This is a genomic window from Geotalea sp. SG265, from assembly GCF_022808985.1.
In the GTDB taxonomy this organism is placed as follows: domain Bacteria; phylum Desulfobacterota; class Desulfuromonadia; order Geobacterales; family Geobacteraceae; genus Geotalea.
This window is the reverse complement of sequence record NZ_JAKZFT010000002.1, coordinates 21,771-42,776: the sequence shown is the minus strand read 5'-3', so window position 1 is coordinate 42,776 and position 21,006 is coordinate 21,771. Positions and strand designations below refer to the sequence as shown.

Below are 21,006 nucleotides of genomic sequence, written 5' to 3'. Positions count from 1 at the left end.
GAAGCCCCTGTGCAGAGCGCCCAGGGGCTTTTTTACGTGTATAGAAAGAGAAAACGTGGGAAATAGATCCAAAAGGGCAGAGCGTTGCCGACACTGCAGGATGCACAACCATTTGTGCATCTGTCACCTGATTTCCCACTACGAACTGGCTACCAGGCTGGTCCTGGTCATGCACCACCGGGAGGTGGTCAAGACTACGGCCACCGGTCCCCTTGCACTTCTGGCGTTAAAAAACAGCGAGTTGCGCATCCACGGCCGCCGGGACCAGCCACTCGATTGCAGCGACCTGATGGTTCCCGAACGGAGGACATTAATTCTATATCCAGGCGAAGATGTTCCCGTACTGGATGCAACGCTGCTGGCTCAGGACTGCCGCCCGATAACTCTGGTGGTGCCGGATGGCAACTGGCGGCAGGCCTCGCGCATGGGACGCAGGCTTCCAGGGCTGGAAAAGGCTGCCCGGGTTCGGCTTCCGGCAGGGAGGCCGAGCGAGTGGGGTGTACGGCGGGAGCACCATGAGGAAGGTCTTGCCACCTTTGAAGCCATTGCCCGGGCCATGGGCATCGTCGAATCCCGAACCGTGCAGGAGGGGATGGAGAAGCTGTTTCGCCAGATGGTCCGCAGAACGCTCATTGCCAAGGGGGCTGGAGGGCGAGCCCCTCTTCCGGACGAAGGGAGAGCCGATGAAATACCCCGTCAGTGATCTGATCGAGAAGGTTCATTTTCCGCCCATTTCCGAGGTGAAGGGGTGGCTGGCGGCGGCGCGTCCCGAATTGCCTCTTGTGGACCTGTGCCAGGCTGTGCCCGATTATCCTCCGGCCCCTGCGTTGAGCGAACATCTGGCCGGATTGACCGCCGATCCCCTCACTGCCCGTTATTCCCCCGACGAGGGGCTTCCCGAAGTGCGTGAGTCGATCTGTGCCCGGTACGGCCGGACCTACGGCGCGAAGCTGGACCCGGCGCAGCTTTGCCTGACCATCGGTGCCAGCCAGGCCTTCTGGCTTGCCATGGTTACCCTGTGTAGGAAGGGGGATGAGGTGATAGTGCCCCTCCCGGCATATTTCGATCATCCCATGGCACTGGAGATTCTCGGCATTCGCCCCGTCTACCTCCCATTCGACGAAGCTGCCGGGGGGCTGCCGTCAGTCTTGGGGGTAAAAGCCCTGATCACTCCCCGCACCAGGGCAATTCTTCTGGTGACCCCCAGCAATCCTACCGGTATGGTGACCCCGCCGGCAACCATTCACCAGCTCTATGAGCTGGCGGCCGAGCACGGCCTGGCACTGGTCCTGGATGAGACCTACAGCGATTTCATTGCAGGCGGCGCCCGTCCCCACGACCTTTTTGCCCGTGCCGACTGGGGTGACCACTTTGTTCATATCGCCTCTTTCGGTAAAACCTACGCCCTGACCGGCTACCGGGCCGGCATGCTTGCTGCTTCCAAAAGGTTTATTCATCACGCCCTGAAGGCCCAGGATACCATGGCCGTCTGTCAGCCGCGGATCACCCAGCACGCGGTGCAATTTGGCGCTGAGAACCTGGACGAATGGGTGAGGCAGAACAGGGTGATGATGGAAAAGCGGCACGATTGCTTTTGTGCGGAATTCAACCAGCCGGGCAATGCCTTCAGGCTGGTGGCGAGCGGGACGTTTTTCGGCTGGGTGCGCCATCCCTTTCAGGGGAGGACCGGCAGAGACGTGGCGAAAAAGCTGGTGGAGGAGGCTGGACTGTTGACGTTGCCCGGTGAGGCCTTCGGCCCGGGGCTGACCGATTATCTGCGGCTGGCCTTCGGCAATATCCGGCAGGAGCTCATTGGCGATGCGGTGGAGCGGTTCCGTAATTTTCGGCCTGGCCGATGGTGAAATAAAAGGTCGCACCCCGGTCGACGGCCGCTTCCCCCCAGACTCTGCCGCCATGATGGCGGATGATGCGCTTGACGGTGGTGAGGCCGATGCCGTTTCCTTCGAACTCGTCGATGCGATGCAGTCTCTGGAAGGGCTCAAACAGCTTGTCTGAATGTTCCATGTCGAATCCCGCTCCATTATCGGAAATGAAATATACGCTTTCCCCGTTCATGTGCCGTGCTCCGAAGCGAATCACGGTCTTATCCTTCCTAGCGGTGTACTTCCAGGCATTTCCCAGCAGATTTTCCAGAACCGTGCGCAGCAATACCCGGTCCGCTTTTGTGGTTAATCCCTCGTCAATCAAAATTTCACTATTTTCCCGTGGAAAAGCTTCGCGCAAATCCTGGATAATCTCCCAGGCTAGCCGGCTCAGGTCCACGTCCGTCACCGACAGCCCAGTCAAGTTCATTCTGGAAAAGTTGAGCAGGGCCTCAATCTTCCCTTTCATCCGGTCGGAAGCGGCGATGATCCTTTCCAGATAATGGTGCGCGTCTTTGCTGAGACTGTCGCCACAGTCCTCCAGCAAGGCGTTGCTGAAGCCGATGATGCTGGTCAGTGGGGAGCGCAGATCATGGGATACGGCAAAACTGAATGATTCCAGTTCCTGGTTTGCCGCCTGGAGCTGGCTGGTGCGTTCCGTTACTCGTTTCTCCAGCTCCAGCCGCAAGTTTTGCACCTCTTTTTCCGCCGCGAGGCGCCCCTGCATTTCCTGATTGAGACGCTGGTTCAGCTGAAAGAGTCCGGCGCTGATGACCGAAGCAACTTCCCCCAACTGCTCGCGATTGTCTGCGATCTGCTGTCTACTCATGTCCCGTACGTTTACCTGCACTGGATTCCTCCTCCCACCGGGTGCATCGGTGGTGTCCGCCAAGTCTCCGGCAGAACCGAACCTGAACTTAAAGCCGGTGCCGCACAGGGCGGCTGCATCTTGCGAAAAGATTGCCCACTGGCCCGAGGTAAGACAGAACAACAGGTATCCGGCAACGATCACCGCCACAATGCCCACCAGTGCGGTGAATGCGAATCCGATAGAATGAGAGACCGAGATGTACGCAGCGGCGACAACCAGGAGGATCATTGCAAGGGGTAGAGCTTTCGGCTGGGGGGGATGATGGACTAGGACTTTCATGGTTTATCCGCCTTAGCTTCGTTCGGAGAAGTGAATAGAGAACATAATTTACTAATAAATAAAGAGAAATAATTAATTGACGATAATTTTAACATGAAAAGTTCCTCTGGCAATAAAAAAAATTGGTGTTCCATGGTCGGCCGGGCGGTTGCTTCCAGCCGCCCTTTTTTTCCCTGAACTGCGTTGACAAAAAGAAAGTCTATTCTAGAGTTATTAATAAAATATTATTAATGTTTGATTGTCATAAAGGAGGCATGTTGTGAAGAAAATCAGCGTAGTGATCGCTCTGATTCCCCTGATCATCCTTTTGCTATTCTCTGCAGTCATGGCTGAAGGCATCCGGCCCGGGGCTTTCACCGTTTCAGGCATCATCGGCGGCTACACCTTCGATGGCAGGCAGCATATTGAAACCAGGCCTGTCTTCGGGGTGCGCGGTGGTTACAATTTTACCAAGCACTGGGGAGTGGAAGCGCTGTTTGACTATGTCCGGACCGAATCCACCAGGACGGATCAGGACATCAACCTGTACCGTTACGGGGGGGAGGTGCTCCTGCATGCATTCCCGGACAACAGGCTGGTGCCGTATCTGGCTGCCGGCTATGTGGGGTTGACGAGGGATGGTGAGGGGCAGCATTCCGCCAGCAAGGGGGCTTTCGATTACGGAATCGGCGCCAAATATTTTCTTACAGACGACCTTGCCCTGCGTGCAGATTTCCGCCACATGGTATTTCGTGAGGGGACAAAATTCCAGCGGCCCGGGGAATATCACGAAGAAGCGACCCGCTTCAACTATGAATACACGGTCGGCCTTGCCTGGCAGTTCGGGGGCATTCAGCCTGCGGTACCGGTCGCTCCGGCGCCCCCGGAGTTAAAGGCCGTTCCCGCTCCTCCGGCCGAGGAGGCTCCTCCTGCCCCTGTCCCGGCGACAGAGCCAACTCCGGGCCGTTACAAGTACTGCATTACCCTGAACCTGCAGTTCGATATCGACAAGGCCGTTATCCGGGCGGAGGACTCCCGGGAAGTGGCCAAGGTCGGGGAGTTCATGCAGCGGTATCCTGATACGACCGCCGTCATAGAGGGAAACACTGACAACGTGGGCACTTATGAGCATAACCTGGAACTGTCGCGGAGGCGGGCCGAGAGCGTGGCCGACTACCTGGTGGAAAAATTCGGCATCGACCGCTCTCGCCTCTCCACTACCGGTAACGGATCGAAAAATCCCGTTGCCGACAATGCTTCCGAGGAGGGAAAGCAGAAGAACCGCCGCATCGATGCCATCATCGACTGTGCCTTCGATGCAACGAAGATCACACCGCCGGAACGCCTCTGCATGTCGCTGCTGGTGGAATTCGATACCGGCAAGGCGGACATACGTCCCCAGTACCATGACGAAATAGCGCGCGTTGCTGACTATATGAAACAGTATCCAACCACGACCGCGCTTATCGAGGGGCACACCGATAATACCGGCACTGAGGAACTCAACCGGAAACTTTCCCAGGAAAGGGCGGAGAGTGTGGTGAACTATCTGGTGGAGAAATTCGGCATAGAGCGGTCACGCCTCTCGGCCAAGGGGTATGGCTCTTCGCGGCGTCTTGCCTACAACACAACCCCGGAAGGGCGCAAGAAAAACCGAAGGATTAACGCCATAATCGATTGCGTGATCAAGAAATGAAAGGTTCGTCCGAGCGTTTCGGGGAAAGAAAGGGATGTCACGGCTGCCTTCCCCGGAAAATCTGAAGAACCAATGAAAGGGGACGGCGGCCTCCTTCCTTACCGGGAGGAGGCTTCTGTTTATAGCCCCAAGGTGAAGTAGATGGTCGTGCCCTCGTCTAATCGGCTATCCGCCCAGATCCTACCCTGATGCTTCTCGATGATGCGCTGCACCGTGGCAAGGCCGATGCCGGTCCCTTCGAATTCGCTGGGATGATGCAGGCGTGAAAAGGGTTTGAAGAGATTGTCTGCATAGGCCATGTCAAATCCCGCCCCGTTGTCCCGGACAAAGTAGACCGGCTCTCCCTCCCGCTCTTCCAGCCCGATACTGATCAGCGACTCAGGCTTTTTCGAGGAATATTTGAGGGCATTGCCGAGGAGATTGTGCATGCAGAGGGTGAGGAGCTTGCGATCTCCCCGTACTATGGTTTCGGGTCTGTTGTCGAAATGGATGGTGCGGCTGCCGTATTCATCCATCAGGTCGATCATCACCTGCTGGGAGAGATAGGTCAGGTTGACCGGTTCAGGAGAGATATCCGCCCTGGTCAGCCGGTACATCATCAGCAGGGCGTCCACTGCCGCCTTAAGTTGCTGGGTGGAAAAGCCGAGCCTCTCCAGGTAATAGGGAATGTCCTGCACATCCTGGGCTTCCAGACATTCGGCAACAGCCTGGTGGAACCCTTCCAGCCTGGCGATGGGAGCACGCAGCTCATGGGAGATGGCGTGGCAGAAGGCTTCCATCTCTCTGTTTGACTGCTCCAGGTCCCAGGTCCGTTCCTTAACCCGCTCTTCCAGTGCGGCATTATGGCGTTCGATGTGCTTCTCGTACCGTTTCTGCTCTGTCACGTTGCGGGCGACGCCGAAGGTGGAGGTGATGTTGCCCTGGTCGTCATGCAACGGACCTCTGGTGGTCAGAAAAAAAAGGGTTTCGCCGTTCTTGTCTGCTATGCTTTCCTCAAAATTCATGAGATTGCCGCTATTGATTACCAGGGAATCGTTTCTGCGGAAGATTTCTGCCGTTTCGTGAGGAAAAAGGGCATAGTCGTCGTGGCCGATAATCTCGTCGGCGCTTTTGCCCGTGGCGACCGTGGTGGCCGGATTTACCTGCAGGTAACGCCCTTCAAGGTCCTTAATGAATACCACGTCGCAGTTGCTCTCAACGATTGAGTATAGAAGCTCCCTGCTCTCCCGGAGTTGTTTCTGATGCTCTTTCAGCTGGCGTTCCATGGTCAGCCCGGCCATGGCGCTCTCCATGGTGGTGAAAAGCTTCTGCTTGTCCACCGGTTTGAGGATGTAACGGGTAATACCCAGTTCGATCGCCTTGATGAGGTGGCGGGTGTCACTGTGGGCAGAGATGATGATAATGACCGCTTCGGGGCGCATCTCCTTGATCTTTTCCGCCATGGCGATACCGTCCACGTGGGGCATGTGGATGTCGCTCAAAACCAGGTCGGGATTCTGCTCCAGGTACAGCTTCAGCCCATCTTCGCCGTTTTCCGCCGTCAAAAGCTCGCTTTCGGGAAAACCGATGGCGAGCATGGTGGACAAGAGGTCCCGTGAAAGGGGGTCGTCCTCCACAAAGAGAATTTTCATGCCTCTGCCGAGACATACTGTCTTTTCCATCTTCATACCTCAATCTTGAATTCTGCGCCGTTACCGGTGTTGCGAACGGTGAGCATCCCGTTCATGTTCTTTTCGATGATTGTTTTCGCCATATGCAGGCCGATGCCGGTGCCCTTGTCGGGCCCCTTGGTGGTGAAATAGGGATCGAAAATATTGGGCATGATCTCGTCCGGTATCCCCCCGGCATTGTCGGTGACAGTGACCACCGTTTTGGCGCCTTCGGTCCCAAGCCTGATGGTGATGTGCGGATGCGAGATGTCTTCCCGCTCAAGAAAGGCATCTCGGGCATTGATCAGGATATTGAGGAGGATCTGGGAAAAATCGTTGGGATAGCCGTCCACGATCGGATCATCTTCTGTGCTGACCTGCATGGTTATCCCCAGATCCATGAAGGTCGCTTCCACCAGCGACTGGGCTTTTGCCACGACGTCGGCCAGCCTGAAGTGGGTCCGGCACTTTTCAGGCCTGAAGAAATTGCGAAAATCATCTATGGTCTGTGACATGTGGTTGATGAGCTCCATGGACTTCTGCACGTTGTTTTCAAGGAATTGCAGGTCCACCCTGCCTGCCTCGTAGAAGAGGGGTATCCTCTGAAGCAGGAGGGCCAGCGAGTTGAGGGGCTGGCGCCACTGATGGGCGATGTTGCCCACCATTTCTCCCATGGCGGCATGGCGGTTCTGCTCCATGAGCATGCGTTCCCTCTGGTGAAGCTGCTCCATGGCTTTCAGCCGCTCTTCGCTTTCCCGGGCCAGTTTGAGCTCCGCCTCCAGGCGGCGGCAGGCCATATCCACATTATCCAGGGCGAAACAGATATTGGCTGCCAATTGATGCAACAGACTGATCAGCTGCCGGCTGAAAAATCCCGGCTCCTCCGCATAAAGGGTGAATGCGCCGATAACGGTCCGGTGCAGCCTGAGGGGAATGGAGGCCGCTGCGCCGAATCCACGATGTGCCGCTTCATCACGCCATGGCGGAAAACCCTCCCTGACGATGTCGTTGCAGATGCTTAACGCCCCGTTGTTCAGGGCCGCACCCGTGGCGGGCATCTGTGCAAGCTGTTCCGAGGAAACGGTGGCGAAAAGCTCCAGGAAACCGTCGTTCACCCCGCTCCAGCTGTCTGCTCTGATTATTCCCACATCGTCAAGAAGGCCAATCCAGGCCAACTTGAAACCGCCATGCTCAACGGCCACCCTGCAAATCTCCCCGAAGAGGGAATTGCGATCGGTGGTATGGACAATGGTTCGCGTTGTTTCACTCAGTACGGCATAAAGGCGATTCAATTGCAGCAGTTGCTGCTCCGCCCTTCTTCGCTCTTCCACCTCGGCCTGAAGTGAGCTTACCATCAGGGCAAGCTCACCGGTGCGCTCCATGACACGTTGTTCCAACTGGACATTAACCCTGTGCAGGTTTTCCTCAGCCAGCTTCCGTTCGGTTATGCCGGTCCAGAAAATTGATATCCCCTCGGGGGAGGGGAAGATCCTGATGTCGTACCAGTTGTTGCCGGCACCCCACGAGATTTCACGATTTCTGAAGATGCGCTGGGTCATTGTCCGGCGGTAATCCGTTTCCAGCTGGGTATTGATCAACTCAGGGAATGCTTCCCAAAGATTGCGCCCCGTAAGTTCATCGTGCTCATATTCGCTGTTGCGCGAGGCTTGCCGGTTGGCATAGGTGATTTCCCACTGGTAATTGACGGCGAGGAAGCCGTCGCTGATGTTCTCCAGGATATCGGAAAGCCTGGCCCGGGAGCTCATGATCTCGTCGTTCCATCGCTTCTGTTTGCCTATGTCCTGAATGACGAAGGTGAATCGGGGGCGGCCGTCGTCGCCAGAATCGAGTGAGGCGATTATGACGGAAAGCAAGTGCTTGCTGTTGGCGGGAGCGTGCTCATATTCGAAGCTGACCGGCAGCTCCTCACTGTGGCAATGGCGGCATTGCGCGGCCCACTGGGCATTGGCAATGGTAGTGGCGCCGAGGAGAGGCTTTCCATTTGCAGGCGGGACAAGGGTAAAGAGCCTGGCCGCTGCATTGTTGACTTCCAGTGCGAGAACCACATCTTCGGCAATCTCAATGACCCCTGCGGCGAAGGGAGACGTGTCGTAAAAATTCCGCAGAATGGCTCTGGCTTCCTGCAGTTCTCCTTCCACCTGCTTCTGTTCAATTCTGACTCCGGCAGTGGTCATAATTCTTCTCCGGATGCAACGATGAAATCCCCGCAGGCTTCGGCTCATCCCCTTGCTCCCTGGGTTCCTTTGCGGGATGGCTTGAGTACCATGTCCATACCTGGGGCCGAGGTAAATATAATGATATGCAATCAATTAACTAGCATGAATTTGGCTTGTCTGGCTACAAAATTATCAAACAGGATTGGCTATGGAATGCCTGATGGGAGGGGGTAAATACTGCTTGACAGGAACAGTTCGACCGGACTAATGTTTTTGTCGGTTTCAGCCGCAGTCCGGCTGCGGCACCAACGGAAGAGCCCATATGTGGAAAAATGCAAGGAGGTACATCCATGAAGCAATCTTTAGGGGCAAAAACCCTGCTATTTCCCACCCCGGTCCTGATGGTGGGAACCTATGATCGTGAAGGCAAACCCAATATCATGAACGCGGCCTGGGGTGGCATCTGCTGCTCCCAGCCCCCCTGCATCGCAGTTTCCCTGCGCAAGGCGACCCATACCCATGCTGCCATCGTGGAAAGAAAGGCCTTTACCGTCGGCATCGCAACGGAAAGACAGGTGAAAGAAGCGGATTACATGGGGATCGCTTCGGGACGCGACGTGGACAAATTCGCCGTCGCCGGCCTTACCGTCGTCAAAAGCGAATTGGTCGATGCTCCCTATGCGGCGGAATTCCCCTTCGTTCTGGAGTGCCGACTGCTTCATACCCTGGAGATCGGCTTGCACACCCAGTTTGTCGGGGAAATCATTGATGTGAAGGCCGATGCCTCCGTGTTGGGCGAGGATGGCCTGCCGGATATCGCGAAACTCAAGCCCCTGATTTACGATACCGGCCATCGCGGCTACTACGGCATCGGGGCGTGGCTTGCCAATGCCTTTTCCGTCGGCAAAAGTCTGGCAGAATAACCGGGCGCACACACTACCATTACTAGTAAAGGAGAATTTTCCATGCCATTTATCAGAATAGATATTGCATCTAAACTTTCCAAGGAGCAGAAGGCGCTTTTGGCAGAAAAAATTACCGAAGCGGTCGGTTCGGTGACCCAGGCTCCGGCCCATGTCACCTACGTGATCATCAACGAGCTTGAGCATGAGGATATTGCCGTGGGGGGGACCCTTCTGGCCGACCGTGCGTGAAGATGGCCACAGGCAGTAGGTGCTGATGATAACGCCGACCCGGGCCAGCGATAAAAACGAAGGGGCAACAAAAAAGGGGCAACTGATGAGGTTGCCCCTTTTTTGTGCCTGTGCAGGTTCGGCTAGCCGAGGATCTGCTTCAGGTCCCCTTCGGCGGTACCGATGGGGCCGATATTGAAGTTTTCCACCAGGAAGTTGAGCACGTTGGGGGTGATGAAGGCCGGAAGGCTCGGTCCCAGCTTGATGTTCTTGATCCCCAGGTGGAGCAGGGTGAGGAGGATGGCCACCGCCTTCTGCTCGTACCAGGAGAGGATCATGGACAGGGGCAGATCGTTGACGCCGCAGTTGAAGGCTCCTGCCAGGGCGACGGCAATCTGGATGGCCGAATAGGCGTCGTTGCACTGGCCGATGTCAAGCAGGCGCGGAATGCCGCCGATGTCGCCGAAGTCCAGCTTGTTAAAGCGGTACTTGCCGCAGGCCAGGGTGAGGATGACGCAATCCTTGGGCACCTTCTCCGCAAACTCGGTGTAGTAGTTACGCCCGGTTTTGGCGCCGTCGCAACCGCCGATGAGTAAGAAATGCCTGATCTGGCCAGCCTTGACTGCGTCGATGACCTTGTCTGCCACGCCCAGGACCGCATTGTGGCCGAAGCCGGTGAGGATCTCCTTGCCGGGCTTCTCTTCGAAGCCGGGTAGTGCCTTGGCTTTCTCGATGACTGCGGAGAAATCGTAGCCGTCGATATGCTTCACGTCCGGCCACTGGACCAGGCCCCAGGTGAAGAGACGGTCCTTGTAGCTGTCGGCGGGGCGCTGTATGCAGTTGGTGTTGAAGATGATGGCGCCGGGGAAGTTGATGAATTCCTTTGCCTGATCCTGCCATGCACCGCCGAAATTGCCTGCCAGATGGGCATATTTCTTCAGGCCGGGGTAGCCGTGGGCGGGGAGCATCTCACCGTGGGTATAGATGTTGATGCCGGTCCCTTCGGTCTGCTTGAGGAGCTCTTCCAGCATGCGCAGGTCGTGGCCCGAAACGAGGATCGCCTTGCCTGCCTTGGTTCCCAGCTGCACTGGAGTCGGCACCGGATGGCCGAAGCTGTCCGTATTGGCCTTATTGAGGAGTTCCATGGTGACCAGGTTGATCCGGCCGCATTCCATGGCCAGATTGACGAAATCCATGAGACCGAGGCTCTTGTCCAGTGTGGCGGCGAGGGCTTTGTGGGTGTAGGCGTAGATTTCGTCATTCTCAAGGCCGATGACCAGGGCGTGGTGGGCGTAGGCGGCATAGCCCTTCATGCCGTAGAGGATAATCTGCTGCACCGAATTCACGTCCGGATCGATGCTTTCGTCCTTGACGCCGTGCTCCTTGCCGAGAGCGACCAGTTCGGCAGTGGTGCCGGCAGCGAATGCCTGAGCAGCCACCGGAACAGTACCGGTGTAGGGACCGCCGTTGGCAGTTTCAAAAAGCTTTTGTGCCTTGTCGCGGAGCTTGGCGGCGGTGCGCACCAGCTTGGCAACTTCTTCGGCGCTGAAGTCCACGTTAGTGACGGTAGTGAAGAGTCCGTCGAGCATGAACCGGTCGATCTCCTGATCCTTCACCCCTTTTTCGCGCGCCTTGTCGGCCCAGAAGGCGATCCCCTTCATGGCGTACACGAGCTGGTCCTGAAGCGCCGCCACATCCGGCTGTTTACCGCAAACACCAACCCTGCTGCAGCCGCCGTTGGCAGCCTGTTCACACTGGTAACAAAACATGTCTGACATTTTCTCCTCCTTTATTGCTGTTTTTGTCGTGCATAAGCCGAAAACCCGAAGAATATTTTTCATTGTGCTCTCTTTCCCGTAGATTACTTTCGATGATGCAACCATATCCTTTTCGGTCCGGCAAAAGTTTGACGAAAGTCAATAAAGTAAAAAACAGGAAAATTCCCTGGAAAAGGACGCGCTGGTTGATAAGCCATTGAAATAATATTTCTATTTTGGGCTTGTTAAAAAAACATTGATTTTCTTCGAGCCATTTGTTAAAAAAAAGCAGCTTTAATCTAAGAGATCACTAAAGGTTCTCCGAAAAGGCAAAACCAGAGTAATCTGGTGACGCAAAGCCACGGGTCCTGACAAAGGATGGCCGGGTTGCCGAAGAGATGAGTTCAAGCATCCTGGCACCCGGCATAGTACGGATACAAGGAGCACTCTCGTCTTCGGAAGATGATAGTGCTCTTTTTTATTCTGGTACATCCAAGTAAAGGAACAGATTCACAGGTTCAGCTTAAAAAGGTTCTCCGAAAAGGCAAAACCAGAGTAATCTGGTGACGCAAAGCCACGGGTCCTGACAAAGGATGGCCGGGTTGCCGAAGAGATGAGTTCAGCGTCTTGGCACCCGGTATAGTACGGATACAAGGAGCACTCTCGTCTTCGGAAGATGATAGTGCTCTTTTTTTATTGTCTGAGTGATAGAAGAAACGGCTGGAGGGCTACACATGGCGGTGGAGAAGATAGTACGGAAATCGGACCTTGACCCGGAGTGGAAGCGGAAGCTGACGGAGTGCCTGAAGGAAATCGGCCTGCTCTCGGCGCCGCATCTTCAGGTCACGGTTAATGTTGCCGATTACCGTGTCTGCGATGTGATGAAGCAGGAACGCCTTAAATAACCTGTTCCACCAAAGCGATATTAGAAGAAGAAAGCGGTAAGTCTCATCCCCACGGGGCAAGTGATACCCCTGGGCAAGTGAAACCCGCGCTAACAGTCGAATCAATCGGCTATGGCGCGGGTTTTTTCGTTTCTAACTGTACAGAACATCCTCAATCTAAGAGGGCCAATGGAAATCCTTATGCAGGTAACACTGTCCGTATCAAAAATCTATCGAAACCTCATTACTGTTGCCCTGCTGCTCCTGGTGCTGGACGCGACCTCGCCAGCTCAGGCGGGGACGGATATGTGCAGTGGCTATCCCCTCGTGAACGGTTTCCACATAGTCGACGGTAATGATCCCAGTCTAAATGCTCTAACTCTTCCTTCCTCGATCGGAATTGACGCTAATTGCAGGTTCCAGAACTTTCCGTTATCCGCCAAATGGCCACAGGGACTGACTTCCACCCTCAATTTTAAATTTGATGGTTACCTGGCAATTTTTAACAATGTTTACTACGGCGGTAATATGGCGTGTTCAAATACTACCACCAAGATCTGGTTTGTTAACCCCGGTGCGATTTATGATCCCAATAACAGCTGCCAGAGTCTTTTCATACCCGTAGAGGCCATCGCCAAGCAGTCCCCCGCAGCAACAGCCAGTGTCGGCGTGCCCTTCACGTACACACTAACGATCCCGGTCATGTATGACCCGGCCACGGGCACGTGGTACAACAACGCGTCGCCCAACTACCTGGGCAACATCAGAGTCACCGACGATCTCACCGCAGCTGCTACGGGCGCGGAAATGACCCTTGTAGGCATCAATGCCTACATCAAGGGCAGCGGTGCCCCTGTGCCGATCACTAACAATGGTGACAACAAGCACCTCGACTTCACACTTCCCGACATCGCTGCCGGGTCTCAGGTTGTGGTCGAGATAACGGTCGTCCTCGACAACACGCCAACAAACACGGCAGGAAAGCAATTTATTAATACTGCCCCCTGGCAGTTCTCGAGGCTTATAGACGGGGTACTGTATTCCCCCCTTCCGGGTCAGTCGGGCGTTTCGTCGCCGATGATAATTGCCGATCCCGACCTTACGCTTACAAAGACAGGCTCGGCGCAGACCGTCAACCTAACGTCGCAGGTGAAATATACGCTCGATGTCCAGAATAACTCGGGCGCTGACGCGTGGAATGCCACGATCACCGACAACCTCCCGGCCGGCATGAGCGCCTACTCACCCCTGTCCACGGTGACCGCCCGGATCTTTGCGGCTGACGGAGTCTCCCCGGTCTCGGCTTCACTGGTCAAGGATACCGATTTTACGCTCACCTGGAGCGGTGGCAGCGGTTCTCCCGGTCAGCTCAACCTGGCTATGCTCGATACGACCAAAATCGGCCCCAATCAACACCTGATCATCAGTTACCAGGCACAGGTCGACAGCACTGGTGTCGCACCTGGCACGACACTTACCAATATCGCCGGTGCTACCAGATGGTTCAGTGCGAGCAGCACCTCTATCGTTCGTCGTGAGTATGACAAGACGATCACGGACGGCACGCCGGGCACTAAGGATTTCCAAGATGCCTGGAGTGTTACGGCGGCGCAGACCGGCTATTACTTTCAGAAGACGGTCCGGGACCTGACCACAGGTACCAACCAGGCCACCACGGCCTTTCCGGGCGACAAACTGCGCTACACCTTGCTGCTTCAGAACTTTACATGGCCGGCGCTCAATGGCATCACAATCACCGACAGCTTACCTGCGGGGTTGGGTTCGATTTCAAACGTTACCATTACCCCGGCGGGCGGTTCAACAAGCGTCACCTCGAACTCTATTACCATTACCGGCCTTGATCTTCCTGGGGGAGCAACAACCAATTCGCAGATCCAGATTGACTTCGATGCCACGTTGGACTCAAACCTCACCAACGGCACGGTCATTTCCAATCAAGCGAACCTGACCGGCACCGACGCGCTCGGCAAAACATGGACCGGCCCCAGTGATGATCCATCTGTAAACGGCGCGGTTCTGCTCGGTCAAGGTGGGGATCCTACCCGGCTGACGATCCAGGCGCCAGGTGCGCTGTCGAAGGCGAATAACCAGAGCACCGCGACGATTGGCCAGCAGTTCAGTTACACAATCAAAGTGCCCGTGACCCCCACCAACGTGCCCTTGTACGATGTGAAGATTCTGGACAACCTGGCACTCTCCGCCGCCAATATGACTTTTGTGGGCGCACAGGCCACAATATCCGGCGTTACCAGGAACCTGACCAATACCGGCACGCCAACCAATATCGTTCTCCAGGACCTGAACTCCGGTATCGATATTCCCGCGGGCGCCCAGGCGGAAATCCTGGTGACGGTGGCCTTGCAGAACACCACCACCAACCACAGTGGCCTGACATATAGCAACACCGCGTCGTACACCTATGACAAGTTAAGTGGAGACAGCGCGACGCAAGCGAACGGCGGTGCGGCAACCACCTCCGCCATGACGGTGGTCGAGCCACACCTGGCCGTTGCCAAGATCGTCGATTATGCCTCTCCGGCAGGCAAATCCATATCGTCTCCTGCTGCACCAGGAGACGTGCTCCGCTACACGGTCACCATCAGGAACGACGGCAGCTCCGAAGCCTACGATACAGACCTGCTGGATTACCTGCCGACAAACGTGACGCTGATTCCGAACTCGGCTACAGCCCAGATCAACGGTATCCCGGTCAGCGGATTCAAGTCGAATCCGACCTCCGTTTCCGGTGGCGCCCTGGCGTGGGGCAGCCAGAACGGTGACACCAACCTTGATATCCCCACCGGGGGGACCCTGGTCATCACTTACCAGGTGAGCGTCTTGCAGACGACCGGGGCACCTGTCACCAACCATGCCTATGTGGACTGGACCTCGCTCTCCGGCTCGATCGCGGGAGAGCGTAGCGGCGCCGGTTGCCCCAATGTGACGGCACCGAACAACTATTGTTCCGGTCCCGCCTCTGCCGCCGTTTCCTCCATCGATCCAACCACCTTCACAAAATCGGTCGTCTCCGACTCCTGGACCACCGCACCAAGCACCGGCACAGATTCAACCCTGCGCATTGGCGACACCGTCCTCTACAATCTTGCTCTGACCCTGCGTGAAGGGGTGACACAGAATATCATGGTCACCGACCAGCTGCCAGCCGGCCTTGCCTTTGACGGCGTGGTAAGCATCACTCCTGCGCCCGGCAGCAGCAACTTTACTTATGCGGTGGCCTCCCAGCCGGCGCCAGGGAGTACGGGCACCCTGACCTGGAACCTGGGTAACGTTACCAACGTCGTTGATAACAACCCTGCCAATAATACCCTCATTATCCAGTACCGTGCTCACGTGGTGAGGGACATCCTCGCGCAGTCCCCCACGGCCCAGCAGCTGGCCAACAATGCCACCCTCAGCTACGCCATCGACGGCTTTGCTGCGACGCCTAAAACCGCCAACGCCACCGTCAACATCTGGCAACCGATGCTGAATGTCTCCAAAAGTGCCGTAACGGCCAACGGAAACACGGTCATTACTGCAGGCGAGCCAGTCACATATACGGTGAAGATTGCCAACAGCGGCGCAGCCCCGGCCTACAATACCATCCTGGCCGATACGCTGCCGGTGGGGATGCGTCAGGCGGGTGTTAGTACAAGCAGCATTATATTGGTCAATACCGTGACCAATGCGGTAACGGCCACCCTCCCAACGCTGGCTCCGACCTATAGCTCGGTCACCGGTGTCGCCACCTGGAATTTCGACACTGCCGGTTCCTCCGCTCTCTACGCCATTCCGCCGGGCCAGACTTTGCAGGTGGTCTACCAGGTCAAGACCGACAGCGGCCTTGGTGCGGGAATGACTCTGAACAACCAGGCACGGGTCACAAATTACTACTCCTTCGACAGCCAGGATGTCCCTGCTTCCAGTGTGGTTACAAACCGGCAGGCGTATGGTCCGACCAGCACAGCCGCGGTCCAGCTGACCAGTGCCTCGGCGACGGCACTGTCGAAGCAGGCCCTGGTAGCCACAGCTGCCATCGGTCAGCCCTTTGCCTATCAAATTAGAATCCCGGCCACGCCTCAGCCCACTGCGATGTATGACGTGCGTATCCTGGATGACTTGCGCTCCTCCGTCACCGGCGTGGACCTGAGTTTTGTCAGCGTCCAGCGCGTGTCAGGTCCGTCCTTTACCCCGGTGAATACGGGCACGGCCACAAACCTCATTATCCAGGATACCGTCAACGGTATCGACATCCCTGCGGGGCAGCAGATAGTGGTCAATGTGACGGTGATCCTTGCCAATTCCGCAGTCAACACCTTGGGAAAGCAGTTCCAGAACACCGCCACCTACACCTACGACAGCGTGAATAACACCGCAGCCACGCAGGCTAACGGCGCCCCTGGCGCAAGCCCCGCCATCACCATTGTCGGACCTGCGCTGAACATGCAGAAGAGCGGGCCTGCCACCATCAGCGCCCTTGCCCCCGGCACCTTCACGCTGAATGTACAGAATACCGGTGGCAGCACCGCATGGCAGGCGACCCTGACGGACATCCTTCCGAATGTATCCAGCCCATCTCCGGGCAGCATGTGCGGTTCTGCGCCGACCAACGTTACGGCACGGATCTACCAGGCCGACGGGGTTACGCCTGTCTCCGCATCGCTTGTCAATGGCACGGATTTTATCGTCAGTTTTGCCGGTGCGCCTGCCTGCACCTTCACGGTTGCCATGAAGTCATCCGCGGCAGCGATACCGCCGACGGATCGATTGATTGTTACCTATAGCGCATCGCTCGATCCCAACACGGCCGGGGGGATCACTCTGACAAACGTTGCGGCCGCGACCCGGTGGTTAAGTGCTGATCCGGCCGTTACCGCGCCGGGCAATATACAGACCTTCACCGCCCCGTTGACCAATGGTACACCTGGCGTCCTGGATAATCAGGACGCATTCACGGTGACCACCTTGGCGCCACTTCTGACATTTGATAAGACCGTCTACAACGCGACCACCGGTCAGTCCGGTGCCAACGCCAGGCCCGGAGATACGCTGCAATACACCTTTAAAATTCAGAATATCGGTTCTCTGGCAGCATCGAATTTCACCTTGACCGATGAGTTGGACAAGCTGAATCCGTCCGCCATGTTCGCCTCCGGGACACTCAAGATCCTCTCCGTTCCGGCAGGCGCGAATACCTCATTGACAACACCGAGCGGTGGGACAAAGGGGACCGGTCTGGTGAATATCGGCAATCTCTCCGTTGCTCCCCAGGGGCAGGCGGGTGACTCACTGGTCATTCAGTTCCAGGTTACCCTGGCGCCGGTCATCAACAGCGGTACCCTCGTCCTGAACCAGGCCCAGATCGGCTCCAATCTGATGCCGACCCAGTCAAGCGATGATCCGTCCATCACCGGTGCGGCCAATCCGACCCAGACCCTCATCACCTCGTCGCCGGTCTTCCAGGTCCTGAAGACGGTGCAGGACATCACCTCCGGTACTGCCACCTTCATGGCCGGCGATACCCTGCGCTATACCATTACGGTGAAAAATATTGGTACCGAGAATGCCACCGGCGTGACGCTGCGGGACCTGATACCCGCCAATACGTCCTATGTGGCCAACAGCACCATGCTCAACGGCAAGGCTGTTGCGGACCTGAGTGCCGGCGTCAGTATTCTGCAGAATGGTTTGCCGATAAATTCTCCGGCTGATTTGACTGCAGGGGCAATGCCGGCGACCGCCGGCACGGCAACGAACATGGCCACGGTCACCTTCCAGGTGGTGGTCAGCAGGAACGTGGTGGCCGGTACCCTCATTTCGAACCAGGGATTTGTCAATGGATCAGGGGCAGGGAGCGGCCCCTTCGTCGAACAGCCCTCCGACAACCCGGCTACTCCGGTGCCGAACGATCCCACGACGGTTGTGGTGGGGAACTTGCCGTTGGTCTACGCCCTGAAGACGGTTCAACTGGCTGGGGACGTGAACGGCAATGGCCTCGTCGATCCGGGTGACACCCTTCAGTACACCATCACCCTTACCAACTCTGGAGCAACCCAGGCTTCTGGGGTGATATTGACCGACGCGATTCCAACCGGCACCACTTACGTGGCCAATTCGGTACAGATGAATGGCGTGGCGATTGCTGATTCCACCCCCGGCATATCGCCACTCGCCAACGGCATCGGTGTCGTCTCCGCAGGGATCACTCCGCCGTCACCCCCCTCGTACGGTGGAACTCTTGCGGCAGGCGGCACCGGTGTCGTCAGCTTCAAGGTACAGGTTGATTCGGGTGTTGGGTCCGCCACCATCATCAGCAACCAGGGCAGCGTGGCGACCACCCAGTTGCCGGTGCTCTTAACCGATGCCGACGGCAACTCCACCAATGGCTATCAACCGACGGTCATTGTCGTGGGTAACACCCAGCAGCTTTCCATCACCAAATCGGCGGTGGTGGTTGGCGGCGGCGCTGCCCTGCCGGGAAGCGCACTGGAATATACGATCCAGGCCACAAATATCGGCCAGGTCCCGGCCACGAATGTGGTTATAACCGATGACCTGACTCCTCTCCTGGCACAGGCCACGTACGTCAATGGTTCCGCGACCATGAACGGCTCCGTTAAAGGGGTCAGCTTCACATCGCCGGTGGTTACCGCCAATTACGGCGCTACCTATGGAACTCTTTCCTCCGGCAGTTCCGTGATTCTACGTTTCAGAGTGATTTTGAAAACCGTGGCGAGCGGCAGCGTCATCACCAACACCGGCCAGGCAGCCTGGAACACTCCTGTCCAGACCGCCAATGCCAGCACCTCCGTCACTGCTGGCGGTATGCCGGGAAGCGCGAGCCTTAATGGCCTGGTCTGGCAGGACGCCAATTTCAACAACAGCCAGGACAGCGGCGAACTGTCATTGGCTGGCTGGACTGTGGACCTTTATCAGAATGGCGGACTTGTGGGCACGTTAACTACCGATGCCGATGGCGCCTATCATTTCAGCGGCGTCACACCAAACGCCGGTACGTCCATTACCTACGAGCTGCGCTTCCGTGCTCCAGGGGCTGGTGCGAGTACGGCAATGTTGGGCTGGTGCAGTTCTCAATTCACCAATGGTTTACAGCGCATCTCCAACATCGTAGCCGGTTCTGGAGGGTTTCTGCAGGACCTGGACCTGCCGCTGACCCCCAACGGTGTGGTCTACAATTCCATCATGCGTACACCGGTAGCAGGCGCGACACTGACCATGGTCCAGGCGTCGAGCAACTTGCCTGTAGCCAGCAGCTGCTTCAATGATCCGACGCAACAGGGACAGGTCACGACCAGCAGCGGCTACTATAAATTCGATCTGAACTTCAGCGATCCTTCCTGTCCCACCGGTGTGGACTACCTCATTCAAGTTACTCCGCCGGCCTCAGGATACCTATCCGGCGTCTCAAGACTGGTTCCCGCCGCATTTAGCACCGCTACCACATCGTTTTCCGTCCCGGACTGCCCGGGAAGTGCGGCGGATGCGGTGCCGACTACATCCAACTACTGCGAAGCGCAGGTCTCCGCACTGGCACCGGTCATTTCAGTGCCCGCGGGAACGGGTACCGCTTACTACCTGCGTCTCACCCTGAACAATCTCCAGCCAGGATACGGCCAGATATACAATAACCATCTCCCCATCGATCCGACCCTCGACACGGCCATTGCAATCACCAAGACTGCAGCCCTTGTTGACGTGACGAAGAGCCAGCTGGTCCCCTACACCATCACCCTGAAAAACACCCTGGGCGTTACGTTACAAAACCTGAGCGTGGTCGATACCTTTCCCCTCGGCTTCAAATATGTGGCCGGGTCGGCACGTTTGGACAAGCTGAAGATCGAGCCGGTGATGAATAACCGCCAGCTGATCTGGAACATTTCCCAACTCTCCAGCAGTACGACCCATACCATCACCTTCCTCATGATCGTCGGTTCCGGCGTTTCCGAAGGGGAATATGTGAATCGCGCCCAGGTCATGGACAACGCCACCGGCACCATTGCCTCGGGAGTTGCCGCTGCGACGGTGCGCGTCATTGCCGATCCGGACCTGGACTGCACCGACATCATCGGCAAGGTCTTTGACGATACCAACGCCAACGGTAACCAGGATGCCGGGGAGAAAGGGCTCCCCGGTGTGCGCACCGTGACCGCCCGCGGGCTCATCGCCACTACCGATGAGTATGGGCGGTTCCATATCATCTGCGCGGTGGTCCCGGACGAGGACCGCGGCAGCAATTTCATTCTCAAGCTGGATGACCGGACCCTGCCCACCGGCTACCGGGTGACCAGCGAAAATCCCCAGGTGCAGCGCGCCACTCGCGGCAAAATGCTCCGCTATAACTTTGGCGCTACCATCCACCATGTGGTCTCTATGGATATCGCCGACGGCGTCTTCGAACCCGGGACCACCAAGCTTCGAATGCAGTGGCAGCCGAGGATCGACCTGTTGTTGAAGGAATTGCGGAAAGCACCGTCGGTGCTGCGGCTGTCCTATCTGGCGGAGAACGAAAGCCGTGGACTTGTCGATGACCGCCTCAAGGCGCTGAAAAAGGAAATCACCGGCAAATGGGACGGCGGATACCAGCTCACAATTGAAACCGAGGTTTTCTGGCGGCGAGGGTCGCCCCCCTGATGCGGACGCAGCCGGTTGACGGAAG

Annotated in this window: 11 protein-coding genes and 2 riboswitches; of the genes, 7 read left to right on the top strand and 4 right to left on the bottom strand. The window is 56.8% G+C overall.

The genetic code is table 11. The features are described 5' to 3' along the window. Positions 1 to 55: 55 nt before the first annotated feature. Positions 56 to 703, top strand: coding sequence for a tRNA-uridine aminocarboxypropyltransferase (locus tag ML541_RS02635; RefSeq protein WP_243370472.1), 648 nt, complete (start codon positions 56 to 58; stop codon positions 701 to 703). Beyond that, a complete protein-coding gene (locus ML541_RS02630; RefSeq protein ID WP_243370470.1) occupies positions 684 to 1,862 on the top strand; it encodes an aminotransferase in 1,179 nt (392 codons plus the stop codon). Before ML541_RS02635 ends, ML541_RS02630 begins: the two co-directional genes overlap by 20 nt. Here ML541_RS02630 and ML541_RS02625 read toward each other — a convergent pair. Beyond that, positions 1,810 to 3,033, bottom strand: coding sequence for an ATP-binding protein (locus ML541_RS02625; RefSeq protein ID WP_243370468.1), 1,224 nt, complete (start codon positions 3,031 to 3,033; stop codon positions 1,810 to 1,812). The genes ML541_RS02630 and ML541_RS02625 overlap by 53 nt on opposite strands. A gap of 259 nt (positions 3,034 to 3,292) precedes the next feature. On the opposite strand from ML541_RS02625, the gene ML541_RS02620 reads away from it, so the two are divergent. Next, positions 3,293 to 4,708: an OmpA family protein gene (locus ML541_RS02620; RefSeq protein WP_243370466.1), complete on the top strand. Its 1,416-nt coding sequence runs from the start codon at positions 3,293 to 3,295 to the stop codon at positions 4,706 to 4,708. Positions 4,709 to 4,827: 119 nt separating this feature from the next. Here ML541_RS02620 and ML541_RS02615 read toward each other — a convergent pair whose 3' ends face one another. Then, positions 4,828 to 6,369 carry a response regulator gene (locus tag ML541_RS02615; protein WP_243370464.1) on the bottom strand — a complete coding sequence of 514 codons (1,542 nt, stop codon included), beginning with the start codon at positions 6,367 to 6,369 and terminating at the stop codon, positions 4,828 to 4,830. A gap of 2 nt (positions 6,370 to 6,371) precedes the next feature. Next, the gene (locus ML541_RS02610; protein ID WP_243370462.1) at positions 6,372 to 8,552 is read right to left on the bottom strand and encodes an ATP-binding protein; all 2,181 of its coding nucleotides are present in this window, start codon (positions 8,550 to 8,552) and stop codon (positions 6,372 to 6,374) included. Between the two features lie 332 nt (positions 8,553 to 8,884). Between ML541_RS02610 and ML541_RS02605 the strand changes: the two genes are divergently transcribed. Together ML541_RS02605 and ML541_RS02600 are read left to right on the top strand one after the other, a co-directional pair. Continuing rightward, a complete protein-coding gene (locus ML541_RS02605; protein WP_243370460.1) occupies positions 8,885 to 9,457 on the top strand; it encodes a flavin reductase family protein in 573 nt (190 codons plus the stop codon). A 42-nt stretch (positions 9,458 to 9,499) separates the two neighbouring features. Beyond that, complete coding sequence (locus ML541_RS02600) at positions 9,500 to 9,688, top strand: tautomerase family protein (RefSeq protein WP_243370457.1); 189 nt, start codon at positions 9,500 to 9,502, stop codon at positions 9,686 to 9,688. A gap of 122 nt (positions 9,689 to 9,810) precedes the next feature. Here ML541_RS02600 and hcp read toward each other — a convergent pair whose 3' ends face one another. Continuing rightward, positions 9,811 to 11,436 (bottom strand): hydroxylamine reductase, encoded by a 1,626-nt coding sequence (gene hcp / locus ML541_RS02595; protein WP_243371119.1) that lies wholly within the window; start codon positions 11,434 to 11,436, stop codon positions 9,811 to 9,813. 306 nt (positions 11,437 to 11,742) lie between these two features. Continuing rightward, a riboswitch (cyclic di-GMP riboswitch) is annotated at positions 11,743 to 11,819 on the top strand. A 138-nt stretch (positions 11,820 to 11,957) separates the two neighbouring features. After that, a riboswitch (cyclic di-GMP riboswitch) is annotated at positions 11,958 to 12,034 on the top strand. A 124-nt stretch (positions 12,035 to 12,158) separates the two neighbouring features. Here hcp and ML541_RS02590 point away from each other — a divergent pair. Together ML541_RS02590 and ML541_RS02585 are read left to right on the top strand one after the other, a co-directional pair. After that, positions 12,159 to 12,329 carry a hypothetical protein gene (locus ML541_RS02590; RefSeq protein ID WP_243370455.1) on the top strand — a complete coding sequence of 57 codons (171 nt, stop codon included), beginning with the start codon at positions 12,159 to 12,161 and terminating at the stop codon, positions 12,327 to 12,329. Positions 12,330 to 12,836: 507 nt separating this feature from the next. Beyond that, on the top strand, positions 12,837 to 20,981 hold the full coding sequence (locus tag ML541_RS02585) for an isopeptide-forming domain-containing fimbrial protein (RefSeq protein WP_243370445.1): 8,145 nt from the start codon (positions 12,837 to 12,839) through the stop codon (positions 20,979 to 20,981). Positions 20,982 to 21,006: the final 25 nt, after the last annotated feature.

Excerpts from the sequence above, each read along its gene's own strand:
- ML541_RS02630 (WP_243370470.1), top strand. The coding sequence starts at position 684 with ATGAAATACCCCGTCAGTGATCTGATCGAGAAGGTTCATTTTCCGCCC.
- ML541_RS02625 (WP_243370468.1), bottom strand. The coding sequence starts at position 3,033 with ATGAAAGTCCTAGTCCATCATCCCCCCCAGCCGAAAGCTCTACCCCTT.
- ML541_RS02615 (WP_243370464.1), bottom strand. The coding sequence starts at position 6,369 with ATGGAAAAGACAGTATGTCTCGGCAGAGGCATGAAAATTCTCTTTGTG.
- ML541_RS02610 (WP_243370462.1), bottom strand. The coding sequence starts at position 8,552 with ATGACCACTGCCGGAGTCAGAATTGAACAGAAGCAGGTGGAAGGAGAA.
- ML541_RS02605 (WP_243370460.1), top strand. The coding sequence starts at position 8,885 with ATGAAGCAATCTTTAGGGGCAAAAACCCTGCTATTTCCCACCCCGGTC.
- ML541_RS02600 (WP_243370457.1), top strand. The coding sequence starts at position 9,500 with ATGCCATTTATCAGAATAGATATTGCATCTAAACTTTCCAAGGAGCAG.
- hcp (WP_243371119.1), bottom strand. The coding sequence starts at position 11,436 with ATGTTTTGTTACCAGTGTGAACAGGCTGCCAACGGCGGCTGCAGCAGG.
- ML541_RS02590 (WP_243370455.1), top strand. The coding sequence starts at position 12,159 with ATGGCGGTGGAGAAGATAGTACGGAAATCGGACCTTGACCCGGAGTGG.
- ML541_RS02585 (WP_243370445.1), top strand. The coding sequence starts at position 12,837 with ATGGCGTGTTCAAATACTACCACCAAGATCTGGTTTGTTAACCCCGGT.